General features: G+C 72.9%; 16 protein-coding genes. 8 read left to right on the plus strand and 8 right to left on the minus strand.

The window, feature by feature from the left end; translation table 11 throughout:
* Positions 1 to 53 precede the first annotated feature (53 nt).
* The gene (locus ACLQ27_RS07895; RefSeq protein WP_234585960.1) at positions 54 to 725 is read left to right on the plus strand and encodes a DedA family protein; all 672 of its coding nucleotides are present in this window, start codon (positions 54 to 56) and stop codon (positions 723 to 725) included.
* A gap of 42 nt (positions 726 to 767) precedes the next feature.
* Here ACLQ27_RS07895 and ACLQ27_RS07900 read toward each other — a convergent pair whose 3' ends face one another.
* On the minus strand, positions 768 to 1,523 hold the full coding sequence (locus tag ACLQ27_RS07900) for a YidC/Oxa1 family membrane protein insertase (protein WP_357495941.1): 756 nt from the start codon (positions 1,521 to 1,523) through the stop codon (positions 768 to 770).
* Positions 1,524 to 1,621: 98 nt separating this feature from the next.
* Positions 1,622 to 1,915: a DUF6412 domain-containing protein gene (locus tag ACLQ27_RS07905; protein WP_357574707.1), complete on the minus strand. Its 294-nt coding sequence runs from the start codon at positions 1,913 to 1,915 to the stop codon at positions 1,622 to 1,624.
* A 206-nt stretch (positions 1,916 to 2,121) separates the two neighbouring features.
* Here ACLQ27_RS07905 and ACLQ27_RS07910 point away from each other — a divergent pair, with 206 nt between their 5' ends.
* The 3 genes from ACLQ27_RS07910 to ACLQ27_RS07920 are packed head-to-tail and all read left to right on the plus strand — an operon-like array spanning position 2,122 to position 5,703.
* A complete protein-coding gene (locus tag ACLQ27_RS07910; protein WP_357495939.1) occupies positions 2,122 to 3,258 on the plus strand; it encodes a carboxylate-amine ligase in 1,137 nt (378 codons plus the stop codon).
* A 24-nt stretch (positions 3,259 to 3,282) separates the two neighbouring features.
* Complete coding sequence (locus ACLQ27_RS07915) at positions 3,283 to 4,662, plus strand: FAD-dependent oxidoreductase (protein ID WP_357495937.1); 1,380 nt, start codon at positions 3,283 to 3,285, stop codon at positions 4,660 to 4,662.
* A gap of 27 nt (positions 4,663 to 4,689) precedes the next feature.
* Complete coding sequence (locus ACLQ27_RS07920) at positions 4,690 to 5,703, plus strand: LacI family DNA-binding transcriptional regulator (protein ID WP_374109286.1); 1,014 nt, start codon at positions 4,690 to 4,692, stop codon at positions 5,701 to 5,703.
* A gap of 188 nt (positions 5,704 to 5,891) precedes the next feature.
* Here the strand turns inward: ACLQ27_RS07920 and ACLQ27_RS07925 are convergent, their stop codons facing one another.
* The 3 genes from ACLQ27_RS07925 to ACLQ27_RS07935 form a co-directional block, all read right to left on the minus strand.
* The gene (locus tag ACLQ27_RS07925) at positions 5,892 to 6,845 is read right to left on the minus strand and encodes a carbohydrate kinase family protein (protein ID WP_357574705.1); all 954 of its coding nucleotides are present in this window, start codon (positions 6,843 to 6,845) and stop codon (positions 5,892 to 5,894) included.
* Positions 6,842 to 8,107 carry an AGE family epimerase/isomerase gene (locus ACLQ27_RS07930; RefSeq protein WP_425866122.1) on the minus strand — a complete coding sequence of 422 codons (1,266 nt, stop codon included), beginning with the start codon at positions 8,105 to 8,107 and terminating at the stop codon, positions 6,842 to 6,844. Before ACLQ27_RS07930 ends, ACLQ27_RS07925 begins: the two co-directional genes overlap by 4 nt.
* 352 nt (positions 8,108 to 8,459) lie before the next feature.
* On the minus strand, positions 8,460 to 8,885 hold the full coding sequence (locus ACLQ27_RS07935; RefSeq protein ID WP_425866124.1) for a nucleoside deaminase: 426 nt from the start codon (positions 8,883 to 8,885) through the stop codon (positions 8,460 to 8,462).
* Between the two features lie 77 nt (positions 8,886 to 8,962).
* Between ACLQ27_RS07935 and ACLQ27_RS07940 the strand changes: the two genes are divergently transcribed.
* A complete protein-coding gene (locus ACLQ27_RS07940) occupies positions 8,963 to 9,829 on the plus strand; it encodes an aminoglycoside phosphotransferase family protein (protein ID WP_425866125.1) in 867 nt (288 codons plus the stop codon).
* A 17-nt stretch (positions 9,830 to 9,846) separates the two neighbouring features.
* Here the strand turns inward: ACLQ27_RS07940 and ACLQ27_RS07945 are convergent, their stop codons facing one another.
* The 3 genes from ACLQ27_RS07945 to ACLQ27_RS07955 are packed head-to-tail and all read right to left on the minus strand — an operon-like array spanning position 9,847 to position 11,793.
* Entirely contained in the window at positions 9,847 to 10,656 is an 810-nt protein-coding gene (locus tag ACLQ27_RS07945; protein WP_425866127.1) for an Fpg/Nei family DNA glycosylase, read from the minus strand.
* A gap of 56 nt (positions 10,657 to 10,712) precedes the next feature.
* Positions 10,713 to 10,913 carry a DUF397 domain-containing protein gene (locus tag ACLQ27_RS07950; protein WP_357574703.1) on the minus strand — a complete coding sequence of 67 codons (201 nt, stop codon included), beginning with the start codon at positions 10,911 to 10,913 and terminating at the stop codon, positions 10,713 to 10,715.
* Positions 10,906 to 11,793 (minus strand): helix-turn-helix domain-containing protein, encoded by an 888-nt coding sequence (locus ACLQ27_RS07955; protein ID WP_425866130.1) that lies wholly within the window; start codon positions 11,791 to 11,793, stop codon positions 10,906 to 10,908. The genes ACLQ27_RS07950 and ACLQ27_RS07955 overlap by 8 nt, the downstream gene beginning before the upstream one ends.
* A gap of 209 nt (positions 11,794 to 12,002) precedes the next feature.
* Here ACLQ27_RS07955 and ACLQ27_RS07960 point away from each other — a divergent pair, with 209 nt between their 5' ends.
* From ACLQ27_RS07960 to ACLQ27_RS07970, 3 genes are all read left to right on the plus strand, one after another.
* Positions 12,003 to 12,173 (plus strand): hypothetical protein, encoded by a 171-nt coding sequence (locus ACLQ27_RS07960; protein WP_425866132.1) that lies wholly within the window; start codon positions 12,003 to 12,005, stop codon positions 12,171 to 12,173.
* A complete protein-coding gene (locus ACLQ27_RS07965; protein WP_425866134.1) occupies positions 12,170 to 12,424 on the plus strand; it encodes a hypothetical protein in 255 nt (84 codons plus the stop codon). Before ACLQ27_RS07960 ends, ACLQ27_RS07965 begins: the two co-directional genes overlap by 4 nt.
* 111 nt (positions 12,425 to 12,535) lie before the next feature.
* Positions 12,536 to 13,405 carry a sulfite exporter TauE/SafE family protein gene (locus ACLQ27_RS07970; RefSeq protein WP_357495923.1) on the plus strand — a complete coding sequence of 290 codons (870 nt, stop codon included), beginning with the start codon at positions 12,536 to 12,538 and terminating at the stop codon, positions 13,403 to 13,405.
* Positions 13,406 to 13,526: the final 121 nt, after the last annotated feature.

Genomic DNA, 13,526 nt, shown 5'->3' on the forward strand with positions numbered 1-13,526 from the left:
GGTCGCTGGGTATGACCTTCCGATCCCCGGTAGCCGGATCGGAAGGACGACCAATGGCGTACGCCCAGACTGGTGACCCGTCCGAGTTCACCGGCCTGACCGGGTGGGTGGCCTCGGTGATCGACGCGACGGGCCCGGTCGGCGTGGCGCTGCTGGTCGCGTTGGAGAGCATCATTCCGCCGATCCCCAGCGAGATCGTGCTGGCGTTGGCCGGGTTCCTGGCCCACGAGGGCAAGTTCAACGTCGTCCTCGTGGTGGCGGCCGCGACGGTCGGCTCGCTCGTCGGCGCGCTGGTGCTCTACTGGCTCGGCGCGGCGCTCGGCGAGGAACGGCTCAAGCGCTGGCTGGACCGCATCCCGTTGGTGGACCGCGACGACCTGGAGAAGGCCGACCGCTGGTTCGAGCGGCACGGCCGGTGGGCGGTGCTGATCGGCCGGGTGGTGCCGGTGGTCCGCAGCCTGGTCTCCGTGCCGGCCGGGGCCAACCGGATGCCGCTCGGTGAGTTCGTCCTGCTCACCACGATCGGCAGCGGCGTGTGGAACGCCCTCATCGTGGGTGCCGGTTACGCGCTGGGCAGCCGCTGGCAGGACGTCGCGCGCTACAGCGACTGGTTCAACTACGCCATCGGCGTGGTCTTCGTCGTGATGGTGGTCAGTTGGGTGATCCGCAAGGTCCGCCGTCGGCGCGAGCGCGACGACCGGCGGTCGGTGACCGCCGGTCGCTGATCCGCGTCGACAGTTGAGCGCTCGCGGCTCCCTCGCTGGCCGTCAGCCCTGGGCGGTGTCGGCGGGCGACGGTGCGGCCTGGGGCCGGCGCAGCACCGCCTGTTCCAGCGCCGACCAGGCGGTGGTCGTCACCAGGTAGATCACCGCCGCGAGCGGCAGCACCAGCGCCACCAGCACGGTTGTGAACGGCAGCAGGGGCAGCAGCCGGCCGAGCGTGGCGGCGCCCGGCCCCTCGGTGGGCGTACCGGCCACCGTGCCGACCGCCGCCGACGCCCGGCGTGCCCGCCGGGACGACCACCACGCCAGCACCAGCAGCAGGCCCAGCAGGACGACGAAGAGCGGCCCGGCCGCGCCGGACAGCCCGTCGCTCACGTGCTGGCCCAGCGGCACCCCGGCCAGCCGTTCGTCGAGCAGCCCCGTGCCGCCCTCGTCGGTGGCGAACAGCCGGTACAGCACCAACAGGAACGGCGCCTGGAGCAGCAACGGCAGACAGCCGGCGATCGGGTTCGCGCCGGCCGAGCGGTACAGCGCGAACACCTCGCGCTGGAGCGTCGCCGGGTCGTCGGCGTACCGCTGCTGGAGATCGCGCACCTGGGGGGCGAGCGCCGCGCGGCGCCGTTCCCCGCGGACCTGCGCGACGGTCAGCGGGGCGATGAGCAACCGGACGGCGATGGTGAGCAGCACGATGGCGGCGACGGTCGCGGTGCCGCCGGCCAACGGTTCGAGCAGATCGGTGAGCCAGGACAACGCGGTGCCGGCGGCGCCGACGACGTCGTGCAGTGGTGCGAAGGCGAGCATGGGAAACCCCTCGGTCCGATTCCGGAGGGTCCTTCCCGGCGGTGGCCGCCGGCACGAAGGACCGGTGACGGTGGGATCGGCCGCGCGGCGGTGTGGCGCTACGCGGCCGAGGGGAGCCCAGGTGCCCGGGGGCGAGGTCGGCCGGCGGCGTCCGGGTCGATCTGGCGGGGAACCCGGCGACCCCGGGCGCGGGCCCGTAGCCCGGCCCAGCGTCGTGCGACGCCAATTGCCCCCGCCGGGGCGGGCACGTGCGCGGCGAGCAGCGCGGCGAACAGGACCAGGGCGGTCAGGGCGGCCCCGGCCAGCAGGTCGGCCGGGCGGTCGGCCAGCATGGTGAGCTGGGCGAACGCGGACATCCACGCGACCCAGAGGAAACCCAGCGGCACCGGCACGGGCTCAGCATAGGACCCGCTGTCACGCCGCCCGGCCGAATCGCGAGCCCCCCACCGGCCGATCCGCCCGGTGTCAGGCGCCAGTTGTGGGCGACACGCGCGGGCAGCGCGCCGTCACACGTTTCCGAGCGTTGCCACTGTGGGTAACCAGACGGCCGACCGACGCGGACGGACCGCAGACGGCAGAAACGGACGGTGGTGTCGCGATGACGGGCCAGGTGGCGGAGGCGCCCAGCGGGACGACCGCGGGGACCGAATTGCTCACCGTGGGTGTCGAGGAGGAGTTTCTGCTCGTCGACCCGCACACCGGAGCCGCGGTGCCCGCCGTCGACCTGGTGATGGAGCAGGTGCCGGCGGAACTGCGCGGTCAGGTGGAGCGCGAGTTCCAGACCAGCCAGATCGAGATCGGCTCGCCGCCCGGTCTTGAGCTGTCCTCGATCCGGCACTCCCTCGGCGTCCTGCGTAAGGCCCTCGCCGAGGCGGCCGAGCGGGCCGGCGTACGGCTGCTGGCCATCGGCACCGGCCCGGTGGACGGCCCGGTGCCGCCGGTCGTGGACAAGCCCCGCTTCGACCGGATGATCGAACGCTTCCGGCTGCTCGTGCCCGGCCCCGGCAACAACGGCATGCACGTGCACGTGGGCGTCCCCGATCCGGAGACCGGCGTGCAGGTGCTCAACCACGTCCGGCCGTGGCTGCCGATGCTGCACGCCGTCACCACCAACTCGCCGTTCGCCGGTGGCGAGGACACCGGCTACGCGAGCTGGCGCTCGGTGGAGTGGGAGCGCTGGCCGTCGGTGGCGCCGACGCCCTGGTTGGAGTCGCACGAGCACTACCAGCGGCTGATCCGTCAGTTGATCTCCAGCGGCGTGATGCTCGACGAGGGGATGCTCTACTGGTACGCCCGGCTGTCGGCGAAGTACCCGACCGTGGAGCTGCGGATCGGCGACGTCTGCCCGACGGTGGACGACGCGGTGCTGGTCGCCGCGCTGGTGCGGGCACTCGTGGCCACCGCCATGGCCGACGTCGAGGCCGGCCGGCCCGCCCTGCGCACGGACCACCACCTGCTGGTCGGCGCGCACTGGAGGGCCGCCCACGACGGCCTGGAAGGCGAGGGCGTCGACGTCACCAACGGCGAGCTGCGCCCGGCCTGGGAGCTGCTGGACCGGTTCGTGGAGCGGATGCGGCCGGCGCTGGAGCAGCACGACGACTGGGCGGAGGTGTCCGACCTGTTGGGCGGGCTGCGCCGCCACGGCACCGGCGCGGCGCGGCAGCGTGCCGTGTACGCCCGTACCGGACGGCTCGTCGACGTGGTGCAGGACGTGGCGCGACAGACCCGTGGCTGAACACGCCCGTGACAGGATGGTCCCGTGGCGCAACGACTGATCGTCATCGGCGGGAACGCCGCCGGCATGTCGGCGGCGTCGCAGGCACGACGCCGCCGCGGCCCTGACGACCTGGAGATCGTGGTCTTCGAGCGCGGTCACTTCACCTCCTACTCGTCGTGCGGCATCCCGTACTGGATCAGCGGGATGGTGTCCGGCCCGGACGAGCTGATCGCGCGGACCCCGGAGACGTTCCGCACGAAGTTCGCCGTGGACGTCCGGATGCGGCACGAGGTGACGACCATCGACCTCGAACGGCGCGAGGTGGTCGCCCGGGACCTGGCGGGCGGCGGCGAGGTCCGCGAGCGCTTCGACGAACTGGTGTACGCCGCGGGCGCGGTGCCGGTGCAGCCACCGTGGGCGGACACCGACGCGGGCGGCGTGTTCGGGATGCAGACCCTCGACGACGGTGCGGCCCTGCGCGCCTGGCTGGACGCCGAGCCGCAGCCCAGCCGGGCAGTGGTGGTCGGTGGCGGGTACATCGGCGTCGAGATGGCCGAGGCGCTGATCGAGCGCGGCCTCGCGGTGACCCTGGTCGAGGCGGGCCAGCAGCCCATGGCGACGGTGGACGGCGACATGGCCGAACTGGTCGCCGAGGCCATGCGCGGCCTCGGCATCACGATCCGCACCAGCCTGCCGGTGACCGGCCTGGATCAGCGGGACGGCCGGGTGTCCGCGGTGGTCACGGCCGAGGGCTCGATGCCGACCGACGTCGTGGTCCTGGGGTTGGGCGTACGCCCGAACACCGCGCTCGCCAAGGCTGCCGGCTTTCCGATCGGGCCCACGGGTGGCATCCGCGTGGACCGCCGGATGCGGGTGCCGGGGCTGCCCGGGGTCTGGGCCGCGGGCGACTCCGTGGAGACGCTGCACCGGGTCAGCGGACTGCCGGTGCACGTGCCGCTGGGCACGCACGCCAACAAGCAGGGCCGGACGGCCGGCATCAACATCGGCGGCGGGTACGCGACCTTCCCGGGCGTGATCGGCACCGCGGTGACCAAGGTCTGCGACCTGGAGGTGGGTCGGACGGGCCTGCGCGAGCGGGAGGCCAGGGCGGCCGGCTTCGAGTTCGTCTCGGTGGTCGCCGACTCGACCAACCGGGCCGGCTACTACCCCGGCGCGCGGACGATGACCGTCAAGCTGATCGCCGAGCGACCCAGCGGCCGGCTGCTCGGCGCGCAGATCGTCGGCTGGTCCGAGGCGGCCAAACGGATCGACACGTTGGCCGTGGCTCTGTGGAACGGCATGACGGTGGATGACATGACCGCGCTCGACCTCGGCTACGCTCCGCCGTACGCGCCGGTCTGGGATCCGGTGCTGATCGCCGCCCGAAAGGCGGTCGACGCGCTCGCCGCTCTCGACCGCTGACCCGCGCCCGCCGTGGAGGACCACCCCGTGACCCAGACTCCGACCAGGTCGGCCGCACGCCGACGCCCAACCATGGTCGATGTCGCCCGGCACGCCGGGGTCAGCCTGAAGACGGTCTCCCGGGTGGTCAACGACGAGCCGGTGGGGCAGGAACTGCTCGGCCGTGTGCTGGCCGCGATCGCCGAGCTGGGTTTCCGGCGCAACGACATCGCGCGCAACCTGCGCTCGCGGCAGCTCAACGCCACGGTCGGGCTGCTCATCGAGGAGATCGCCAACCCGTTCTACGCCACCATCGCGAGCGTCGCCGCCGAGATCGCCGCCGCGCACGGCACCATGTTGATCACCGCTTCGTCGGAGGAGGACCCGGAGCGGGAACGCGCCGTCCTCCAGGACTTCACCCAGCGCCGCGTCGACGGGCTGCTGGTGGTGCCGGCGGGTCCCGACCACTCGTTCCTGCGCCGCGAGGTCGAGCTGGGCATGCCGGTGGTCTTCCTGGACCGGCCACCGCAGGGGCTGCTCGCGGACGCCGTGCTGCTGGACAACCGAGGTGGCGGCCGGGCCGGGGTCGGCGCGCTGCTCGACGAGGGGCACCGGCGGGTCGGTCTCCTGCTCGGCGCTCCGAGCGTCCCCACCATGCGTGAGCGGCTGGTCGGCGCTCGGGCCGCGCTGGCGGAGGCCGGAGTCGAGCCGGACGATTCGCTGGTCCGCGAGCGCCTGATCGCCCCCGAGGACGCGGGCCGGGCGGTCGCCACGCTGCTCGACCTCCCGGACCCGCCCACCGCGTTCTTCTGCGGCAACAACCGGCTCACCGTCGGCGCCCTCGCCGAGCTGCACCGCCGGGGCAGCGACGCGGCGCTGGTCGGCTTCGACGACTTCGAGCTGGCCCACCTGATGCCCCGGCCCTTGACGGTCGTCGGCTACGACACGCGGGAGCTGGCCCGCGTGGCGACGGAGCGCCTCTTCGAGCGGATCGCCGGCGACGACTCCCCGCCAGCAACCACAGTCCTACCCACCCGCCTCCTACGCCGAGGCCTCCCCTAACGACCCACCCCGCACCCCCGCACCCCCGCGCCCCACCCCGCACCCCGCACCCCGCGCCCCCGCACCGCCGCGCCCCGCGATCTTGCACTTTCTGTCGTTGTTTTGTGCAGGATCACGCGCTTTGTCGGGGCAGAAAGTGCAAGATCGCGGAGGTGGGGGGCAGGGGCCGGGGGGTTGGCGGGTTGGGGTCAGGGTGTTGTGGTCAGGAGGGCTTCTACCTCTGCTCGGCGGGGTGGGTCGGCGCCTCGGTGGGCGCAGGTCAGCGCGGCCACCGTCGCGGCCTGGCGCAGGACTGCGCTCCACTGCTGCTCGGTCACCGCGGCGAGCCGGTCGGCCGGCCGGTCACCGAGCGCGTCGATGTCGGCCAGCGCGGCCAGCAGGCCACCGGTGAACGAGTCGCCGGCGCCGACGGTGTCGACCACTGTGGTGCGTACCGCCGGTTGTTCGTGCAGTGCGCCGTTCGGGGCGAGCAGCCATGCGCCCTCGCCACCCCGGGTGACCACCGCACAGGACACGCCGGCCTCGCGCCATTCGGCCAGCACGTCGCCCACCGAGCGGTCCGGGTAGAGCCAGGCCAGATCCTCGTCGCTGGCCTTGACGACGTGCGCGAGGCGGATCTGGCGGCGGGTCCGCTCCTGCTCCGCGGCCCGGTCCGTCACGATGCTCGGGCGCAGGTTCAGGTCGATCGAGATGGTCAGCCCGTCGCGGTCGCGTTCGCGGGCGAGCAGGCCCTCCAGCACCTGCGCGCCGGGCGCGAGCGCGAGCGCGAGGGACCCGGTGTGCAGGGCCGTCGCCGACGATCCGGCCAGGTCGGGCAGCTCCTGCGGGGTCCACTGCCAGTCCGCCGCGCCGTCGAGCCGGAACTCGTAGCTGGCCTGCCCGGTGGCGTTCAGGGTGGCCACCGCCACCGACGTGGGCTCGGCGGCGCGGACCGCCCACCGCAGGTCCACCTGGTTGGCCGCCAGGTGCTCGGCGATCTGTTGGCCGTACTCGTCGGGGCCGATCCGGGCCAGCAGCCGCACCGGCTCGTCGAGCCGCGCCAGGGTGACCGCCACGTTCGCCGGGGAGCCACCCGGCACCGCCCGCTGCCCCTCGGCGGTGACCACCAGGTCGATGAGGGCCTCGCCCGCCACCACGATCATGCGGTCACCGTGCCGGGGTCGAGCGGGCCGGGACCACCGAGGCCGGCGGCCGAGCGGGACAGGAGCACCGCCTGGTACGCGTGGTAGACGTCCGGCCGGCCGTGCCAGACCGTGTCGGCGGGCAGGTTCCGCTCGTCCAGCTCGTGCCGCCAGCCGGTGCCGTCGATCAGGTAGCGGCGTGCGTACGCCCAGAAGACCCGGTACCACTCGTCGTAGACGGCGTCCCCGGTGCGGCGGTGCAGGGTGACCGCCGCGCCGATGGCCTCGGCCAGCACCCAGTGCATCCGGGAGCGGACCACCGGCTGGTCGTCCCAGTCGATCGTGTAGACGAAACCGTCGGCGCCGTCGACCGCCCAGCCGCGCCGCACGGCGGCCGCGAAGAGGGTACGGGCGTCGGCGAGCAGCCAGCCCGGTGGCTGCGGCAGGACCGCCTCCAGCTCCAGCAGCAGCCGGGCCCACTCCAGCCAGTGGCCCATCGTCGAGCCGTACGGCCGGAACGGGTCGGCGGGCTGGTCCCGGTTGTAGTCGAGCAGTGGCGTCCAGTCGGCCGTGAAGTGCTCGGGCAGCCGCCAGTCGTGCCGGGCGGCCTCGGTGTGCACCAGGTGGGTGGCGATCCGCAGGGCCCGGTCGGTCCAGCTCGTGTCACCGGTGGCGGCGGCAGCGGCGAGGAACGCCTCGACCATGTGCATGCTGCTGTTCGCGCCTCGGTAGTCCTCGGTGACCGTCCAGTCCCGGTTCCACGATTCCCGGACCGCGCCAGCGTCGTCGTCCCAGAACCGGTCCCGCACCACTGTCAGCACGTCGGCGAGCAGGCGATCCGCGCCGGGTCGCCCGGCCCGGGCGGCGCTGGACGCGGCGAGGAGCACGAACGCGTGGTCGTACCCGGCCTTGCGCTCGTCGGTGGGCGTGCCCTCCTGGTCGACGGCGCTGAACCAGCCGCCGTACCGCTCGTCGCGCAGCAGCGTGCTGAGCGCGGCGACGCCGTGGTCGACGAGGGCTGCGGCATCCGGGTCACCGTTGCGGTGGGCCAGCGCAGCCACGTGGGTCATCCGGCAGGTGATCCACGTGTAGAGAGGTTCGCCACGATCCGGGGTGCGGTCGTCGGTGAGCCACCAGAACCCGCCCTCGGGGCGGACCGCGCGGCGGGCCGTGTCGAGCAGCGTGTGGGTCTGGTCGGCGAGGAACCCGGCCAGGTCGGGCAGGTCGGGTGACCCTGCCGGGGCAGGGGTCTGGTCGGCGTCGGGTCGGGGCACGTCGCTCATTTCAGCTGGTCACCGTGGGGTAGGAAAGGGACATAGGGCCAGGATCGGCGGGCGAACTGGGTGCGCGCCGGAAAACCGCCAACGGGACACCGTAGACCGGCCGGTCTTTCGCCGGGTACGGCGTGAAGGAAATCATGTGTACGATTCCTCCCCTTTGCCCGTTGACATCGTTGTCACTCTCAAACCCTGCTCCGGAGGCCTGCCGACTGTCAATTCCAGTTGCGTCACACCCACCCGATCCAGAGACCGAGCGGCGCCGCGCTGGACGGTGGCTCGACACCGGGCCGGCCGCCGCGTCCCGACCCGCGTCGACCCGGCCGCCCTGCCCGCGCCGCCGCACGGACCGGCCCGGTCAGTAGTAGTCGTCGATCGGCCGACGCGCCTCCTCGAACAGCGCCGGCCCCTCGTAGCGGACCGGAGGCAGCGGCGGGGTGGCCGGCTTGACCTCCTCGAACTGCTCGCCCGACAGGGCGTACACCACGCGCCCGAGGCCGGACCGGTCGATGGCTGTCGCGCACATCGGGCAGGGCTGGCAGCTCGTGAACATCGTGGTGCCGGCGGCCGCTTCCGGGGAGAGTTCCCGGGCGGCCAAGCGGGCCAGCTTCAGCTCCGGGTGGGCGGTGATGTCCGAATCCGAGACGACCGTGTTGTGGTCCTCGATCAGGACGACGCCGCCCGCGTCGACCAGCAACGAACCGAACGGTCGTTCGCCGGCAGCCCCGGCCCGGCTGGCGAGTTCCACGGCACGGCGGAGAAACTTCTCGTCCTCAGGTGTCATCCGTACCACGCTAGCCACAGTGGATCCGACACGCGAACACTGTCGATTCAGCACGATGGATGACCCAGGATGGCCTGATGGATCTGCCTGAGGGACTCGGCTGGATACGAGGGTCAGCGGTCGGCCGGGGCTGGCTGGCCGCGCTTCCGACGTTGCTGGCGGAGTGCGCCGAGCAGTGGTCGCTGCGCCTGGGCCGGCCCTTTCCGTACGCGTACGCCTCCCTGGCGCTCCCCGCCGACCTGCCCGACGGCACGGCGGCGGTGCTCAAGCTCCAGTTCCCGACCGAGGACAGCCGGCACGAGGCCCCGGCGCTGGCCCACTGGGACGGCGACGGCGCGGTCCGGCTGCTCGCGCACGACCCGGACCGCCACGCCCTGCTGGTGGAACGCTGCCAACCCGGCACGCCGCTGTACGAACTGCCGCTGGACCGGGCACTGGACGCGGCGATCGACGTGCTGCCCCGGCTCTGGCGACCAGCCGGCACGCCGTTCACCCCGCTCGCCGAGGAGGCCGCCGGCTGGCTCGACCGGATTCCGCGAAGCTGGGAACGGACCGGTCGCCCGTACGAGCGGCGGCTGCTCGACGCCGCCTGCGCCCTGCTCGTCGACCTGGCGTCGAGCCAGGGCGAGCAGGTGCTCGTCAACCAGGACCTGCACGCCGGCAACGTGCTCGCCGCCGACCGCGAGCCCTGGCTGGTGATCGACCCGAAGCCACTGAGCGGCGAGCGGGAGTTCTCGGTCGTGCCGCTCGTACGCGGTCAGGAGCTGGGCCACTCGCCGGCCGCCGTCCGGCACCGGCTCGACCGGCTCAGCACCGACCTCGGGCTGGACGCCGAGCGGGTACGGGGTTGGACGATCGGCCACACGATCGCCTGGAGCATCGACGGGGACGTCGTCTTCCCGCACCAGATCGAGGTGGTCCGCTGGCTGCTCGACGGCGAGTGACGTCCGGCGGCGGGCGGTCAGCCGGGCTGGCAGGCGCGGCACCAGTAGAGGTTGCGGCCGGCCAGCTCGCTCCGGCTGACCTCGGTGCCGCAGACGTGGCAGGGCCCGCCGGCGCGGCGGTAGACGTACACCTCGCCGCCGTGGCGGTCGACCCGCGGTGGTCGCCCCATCGCCTCCGGCAGGTGGACGTCGCGCACGGTGTCGATCCGCCCCTGCCGCAGGGCGAGGCGCATCAGCTCGACCAGGTCGGCCCAGAGCGCGTCCCAGCCGGCGCGGGTCAGGTGGCGGCCCGGCATGGTCGGCGACAACCCGGCCCGGAACAGCGCCTCGGTCACGAAGATCAGCCCGGTGCCGGCCACCACCGACTGGTCCAGCAGCAGCGCCGCGAGGGGCGTGGGGCTGCGGGAGATCCGGGCGTACGACCGCTCGGGGTCGGCGTCTGCGCGCAGCGGGTCCGGCCCGAGGCGCTCGCGCAGGGCGGTGACCTCGGGCGGGGTGAACAGTTCGCAGGCGGTGGGCCCGCGCAGGTCGAGCCAGTGCCGGTCACTGGCCAGCCGCAGTCGCAGCTGGCCGACGGGCTCGGGCGGCTCCCCCGGCCCGTCGGTGAACTTCCCGTACAGGCCGAGGTGGACGTGCAGGGTCAGCTCACCGGCGTAGTGGTGCAGCAGGTGCTTGCCGTACGCCTCGGTGCTCTCCAGGACCGTGCCGGACAGCCGGGCCGCGCCCTCGGCGAAGCGGCCCTGCGGGCTTGCGGCGTGCAGCTTGTCCCCGGCGAACAGCTCGGCGTGCCGGGCTGCCAGGCGATGAATCGTGTGTCCCTCTGGCACGGGACCCAAGGATAGTCAGCGGCAGCCGGCCGGGCCGAATGAGCGGCGCGGACACATCAGCCCAGGCGCTGCTCCCTGACGTCGGCCACGAACGACGCCCAGGCGCGCGGAGCAAAGATCAGAGCGGCTTCGGACGGGGCCTTGCTGTCCCGGACGGCGATGACGCCGGGGAGGTTGTCGGCCACCTCGACGCAGTTGCCGCCGCTCCCGCCGCTGCGGGTGCTCTTGCGCCAGGTGGCACCGGCCAGGTCAGTCATGATGCTCCTCGATGATCGAAGTGATCATTTTCTCTGATTCTGCCTCAGTCGACGCCAGCGTCTCCAGATCAGACCAGACATGTTCGAAGGCGGCCACCTCGGTTGGCTTGTCGAGGTAGAGCGCCCCGGTGATGTTCTCCAGGTAGACGGTGGTTGGCTCGGTCGACGCCCTCCCGAACGCCTGCGGGAAGCCCAGCAGGACGAAGGTGCCGGTCTCGCTGGCCAGCGGCGGACCGGCGGCGAGCGGCAGCACCCGCAGGCTGACGTTCGGCAGCCGCGCCGCGTCGAGCAGGTGGCGCAACTGCCCCACCATCGCCCGGCGGTCGGGGATCGTGCGCCGCAGCACCGCTTCGCTCAGGACGACCCGCAACGCGGGCGCGGTCGGCAGCCGGCGGACGAGGATGCCCTGGCGTTGCAACCGGACCTCGACCAGCTTCTCCCGATCCTCGGCGCTCATGGTCGGATTCTTGCGGCGAAAGAGCTCGCTGGCGTATTCGCGGGTCTGCAGGAGGCCGGGGATCAGCTCGGCGTCATATTGGCGCAGGGTCGAAGCCGACGATTCCAGGCCGACGTACAGCGAGAACCACGACGGGACGACATCGCCGTACGAATGCCACCACCCTTTCGCGCGAGTTTCCTTCGCGAGCGCGGCGACGATCTCCCGCATATCTTCGGGCACCCGGTAGAGAGCGCACATCGCGCGGGCGTCCACCACCCGCACCGGGACCAGACCCTTCTCGATGCGCCACACCTTCTGCCGCGAGCAGTCCAGTGCCACGGCCGCGGCGTCCAGCGTCACCGAGGCGTCCTCGCGGAGCTGGGTGAGCAGCCGGCCGAGCTGTCGCCGAGGGACCGTGGACCCGCCTGTTTCATCCGTCATGCAACATCACCGCACCCTTCCTGCAACACCGAATGTTTCGCCCCGCACCCATTTCTTTTCCATTCCTCGTGCGTCAATACGGGTCGAGACTAGGACGGCGCGGAGTTGTTGCACAAGGGGGCCGGCGTGGAACAGGCTGTCACGTATCGGGGGCCGGAAAAGGACGCCACTAATGGCGTCGGCGGCAATTCGGCGGAAAGGATGCCGCGGTGCGCGTGTCGTACGACGAATACCTCTTGGCCACCGCGCTGACCCTCGCCCGCCGGCATCGGCCGGCGTGGAGTTGGACGCGGTGGCGCCGGGTGTGCCGCTGCGGCGCGGAGCTGCCCTGCCGGGCCCGTCACCGCATCCCGATCAACCGTGGGCACTGGCCGACGTGACCGAGCTGAAGCCCGGCGACCTCCTGCTGATCGGGGCGGCCTGCTCGGTGCAGTTCTCCGGCGACCGCGAGCTGCGGTTGCGACTGGTGAGCGTGGACGCGCGCCCCACCTACCACGGGTGGGTCTGGCTGACCGGCTACGTCCTGGACGCCAAGGGCCTGGCCGTCGACAAGCGGGAGTTGTACGTGCGGCGGGCCGGGCTGCGGGTGCTCCACTCCGCGCCGGCGCGGGGCAGGTCAGTCCGCGCGTGATGGCCGTACCCGTAATTGGTGTCAGGAAACGCCCAACGGGGTAGTTGAGGGCGGTACCGCGTGGGTGCCACCCTCTCCGTCGGCCACCACGCATTCATCAGGAGGTGTGTAGTGGTCAGGATTCCTTCGCTGTCCCGCCGGTCCGAGCCGGCACCGACGCGGGACGAGAACCTCGACGGCCGCGTCGACGGCCGCGACGTCCCGGTCGCCGACCGGGAGAGCAGCACGGCGGTCACCGACACCGCCCGGTCCGGGGACGTCACCGACCGACCGGTGGTCACCGACCGGGACGCCGACCAGACGACGTACCGCAGCACGACGGCGACCGGCGACCAGGCCGGCGAGGCCGAGCGGCGTGCCGCCGAGCGCGCGGCCGTGGCCCGGGCCGCCACCGCCCGCCCGGTGGAGGGCGACGCCCGATCCGGCGCCGTCCGCTCGGACGGCCCGACCCGGGCGAGCAGCGCCGCGGCGACCGCCCCGACCATCGAGCGGGACACCGACCTCGACCGCGACCGCACGACCCGACGCCCCGAGCGCGACACGGACCTCGACCGGACGACTCCACGGCCCGACCCGACCGACAGTGTCGGGACCGACCGCCCGGTCGACGCGACCCCCGGGCACACCGAGCCGGAGCCGCCGGTGACGCGCGGCCCGAAGCCCCGGGCCAGCCTGCTCGCCACCCTCGGCCTCATCGCCTCCGTCGCCGGTGCGCTGTTCGTGCTGACCGGCACCCTGGCCGGGTACGGCATCGGCGTCGGCGCGTTCGGCGCGGTGCTCTCGGTGCTCGGCCTGATGGCCACCCGCCGCCGGCACGTCGCCGGCAAGACCGACGCGCTGTTCGGCGTGCTCATCGGGCTCGCGGCGGTGGTGATCGGCGTGCTGGCGATGACCGGTCAGTTCGACTGGCCGACCACCGACGGCGACTGGGTGCAGCGCTTCCGCGAGTGGCTTGATTCACAGTTTGTGGACCGTTTCTAGCGGGCACTGTTCCGCTCGCCGGTGATGCACCGGCGAAAAGCCGGCGGTTCGCCGGCAGCCCGCAGGTGGTTCACCGATCGGGCAACACCCTTTCAGGGGCGGCGATTCGCCGCCCCTGAAG

This window comes from Micromonospora sp. DT63 (genome assembly GCF_049841615.1).
Classification (GTDB): domain Bacteria; phylum Actinomycetota; class Actinomycetes; order Mycobacteriales; family Micromonosporaceae; genus Micromonospora.

What these genes read in the sequence shown, in the direction of transcription:
- ACLQ27_RS07950 (WP_357574703.1), bottom strand. Translation starts at nt 10,913, where the DNA reads ATGACTGACCTGGCCGGTGCCACCTGGCGCAAGAGCACCCGCAGCGGC.
- ACLQ27_RS07940 (WP_425866125.1), top strand. Translation starts at nt 8,963, where the DNA reads ATGGATCTGCCTGAGGGACTCGGCTGGATACGAGGGTCAGCGGTCGGC.
- ACLQ27_RS07895 (WP_234585960.1), top strand. Translation starts at nt 54, where the DNA reads ATGGCGTACGCCCAGACTGGTGACCCGTCCGAGTTCACCGGCCTGACC.
- ACLQ27_RS07925 (WP_357574705.1), bottom strand. Translation starts at nt 6,845, where the DNA reads ATGATCGTGGTGGCGGGCGAGGCCCTCATCGACCTGGTGGTCACCGCC.
- ACLQ27_RS07935 (WP_425866124.1), bottom strand. Translation starts at nt 8,885, where the DNA reads ATGACACCTGAGGACGAGAAGTTTCTCCGCCGTGCCGTGGAACTCGCC.
- ACLQ27_RS07930 (WP_425866122.1), bottom strand. Translation starts at nt 8,107, where the DNA reads ATGAGCGACGTGCCCCGACCCGACGCCGACCAGACCCCTGCCCCGGCA.
- ACLQ27_RS07910 (WP_357495939.1), top strand. Translation starts at nt 2,122, where the DNA reads ATGACGGGCCAGGTGGCGGAGGCGCCCAGCGGGACGACCGCGGGGACC.
- ACLQ27_RS07955 (WP_425866130.1), bottom strand. Translation starts at nt 11,793, where the DNA reads ATGACGGATGAAACAGGCGGGTCCACGGTCCCTCGGCGACAGCTCGGC.
- ACLQ27_RS07900 (WP_357495941.1), bottom strand. Translation starts at nt 1,523, where the DNA reads ATGCTCGCCTTCGCACCACTGCACGACGTCGTCGGCGCCGCCGGCACC.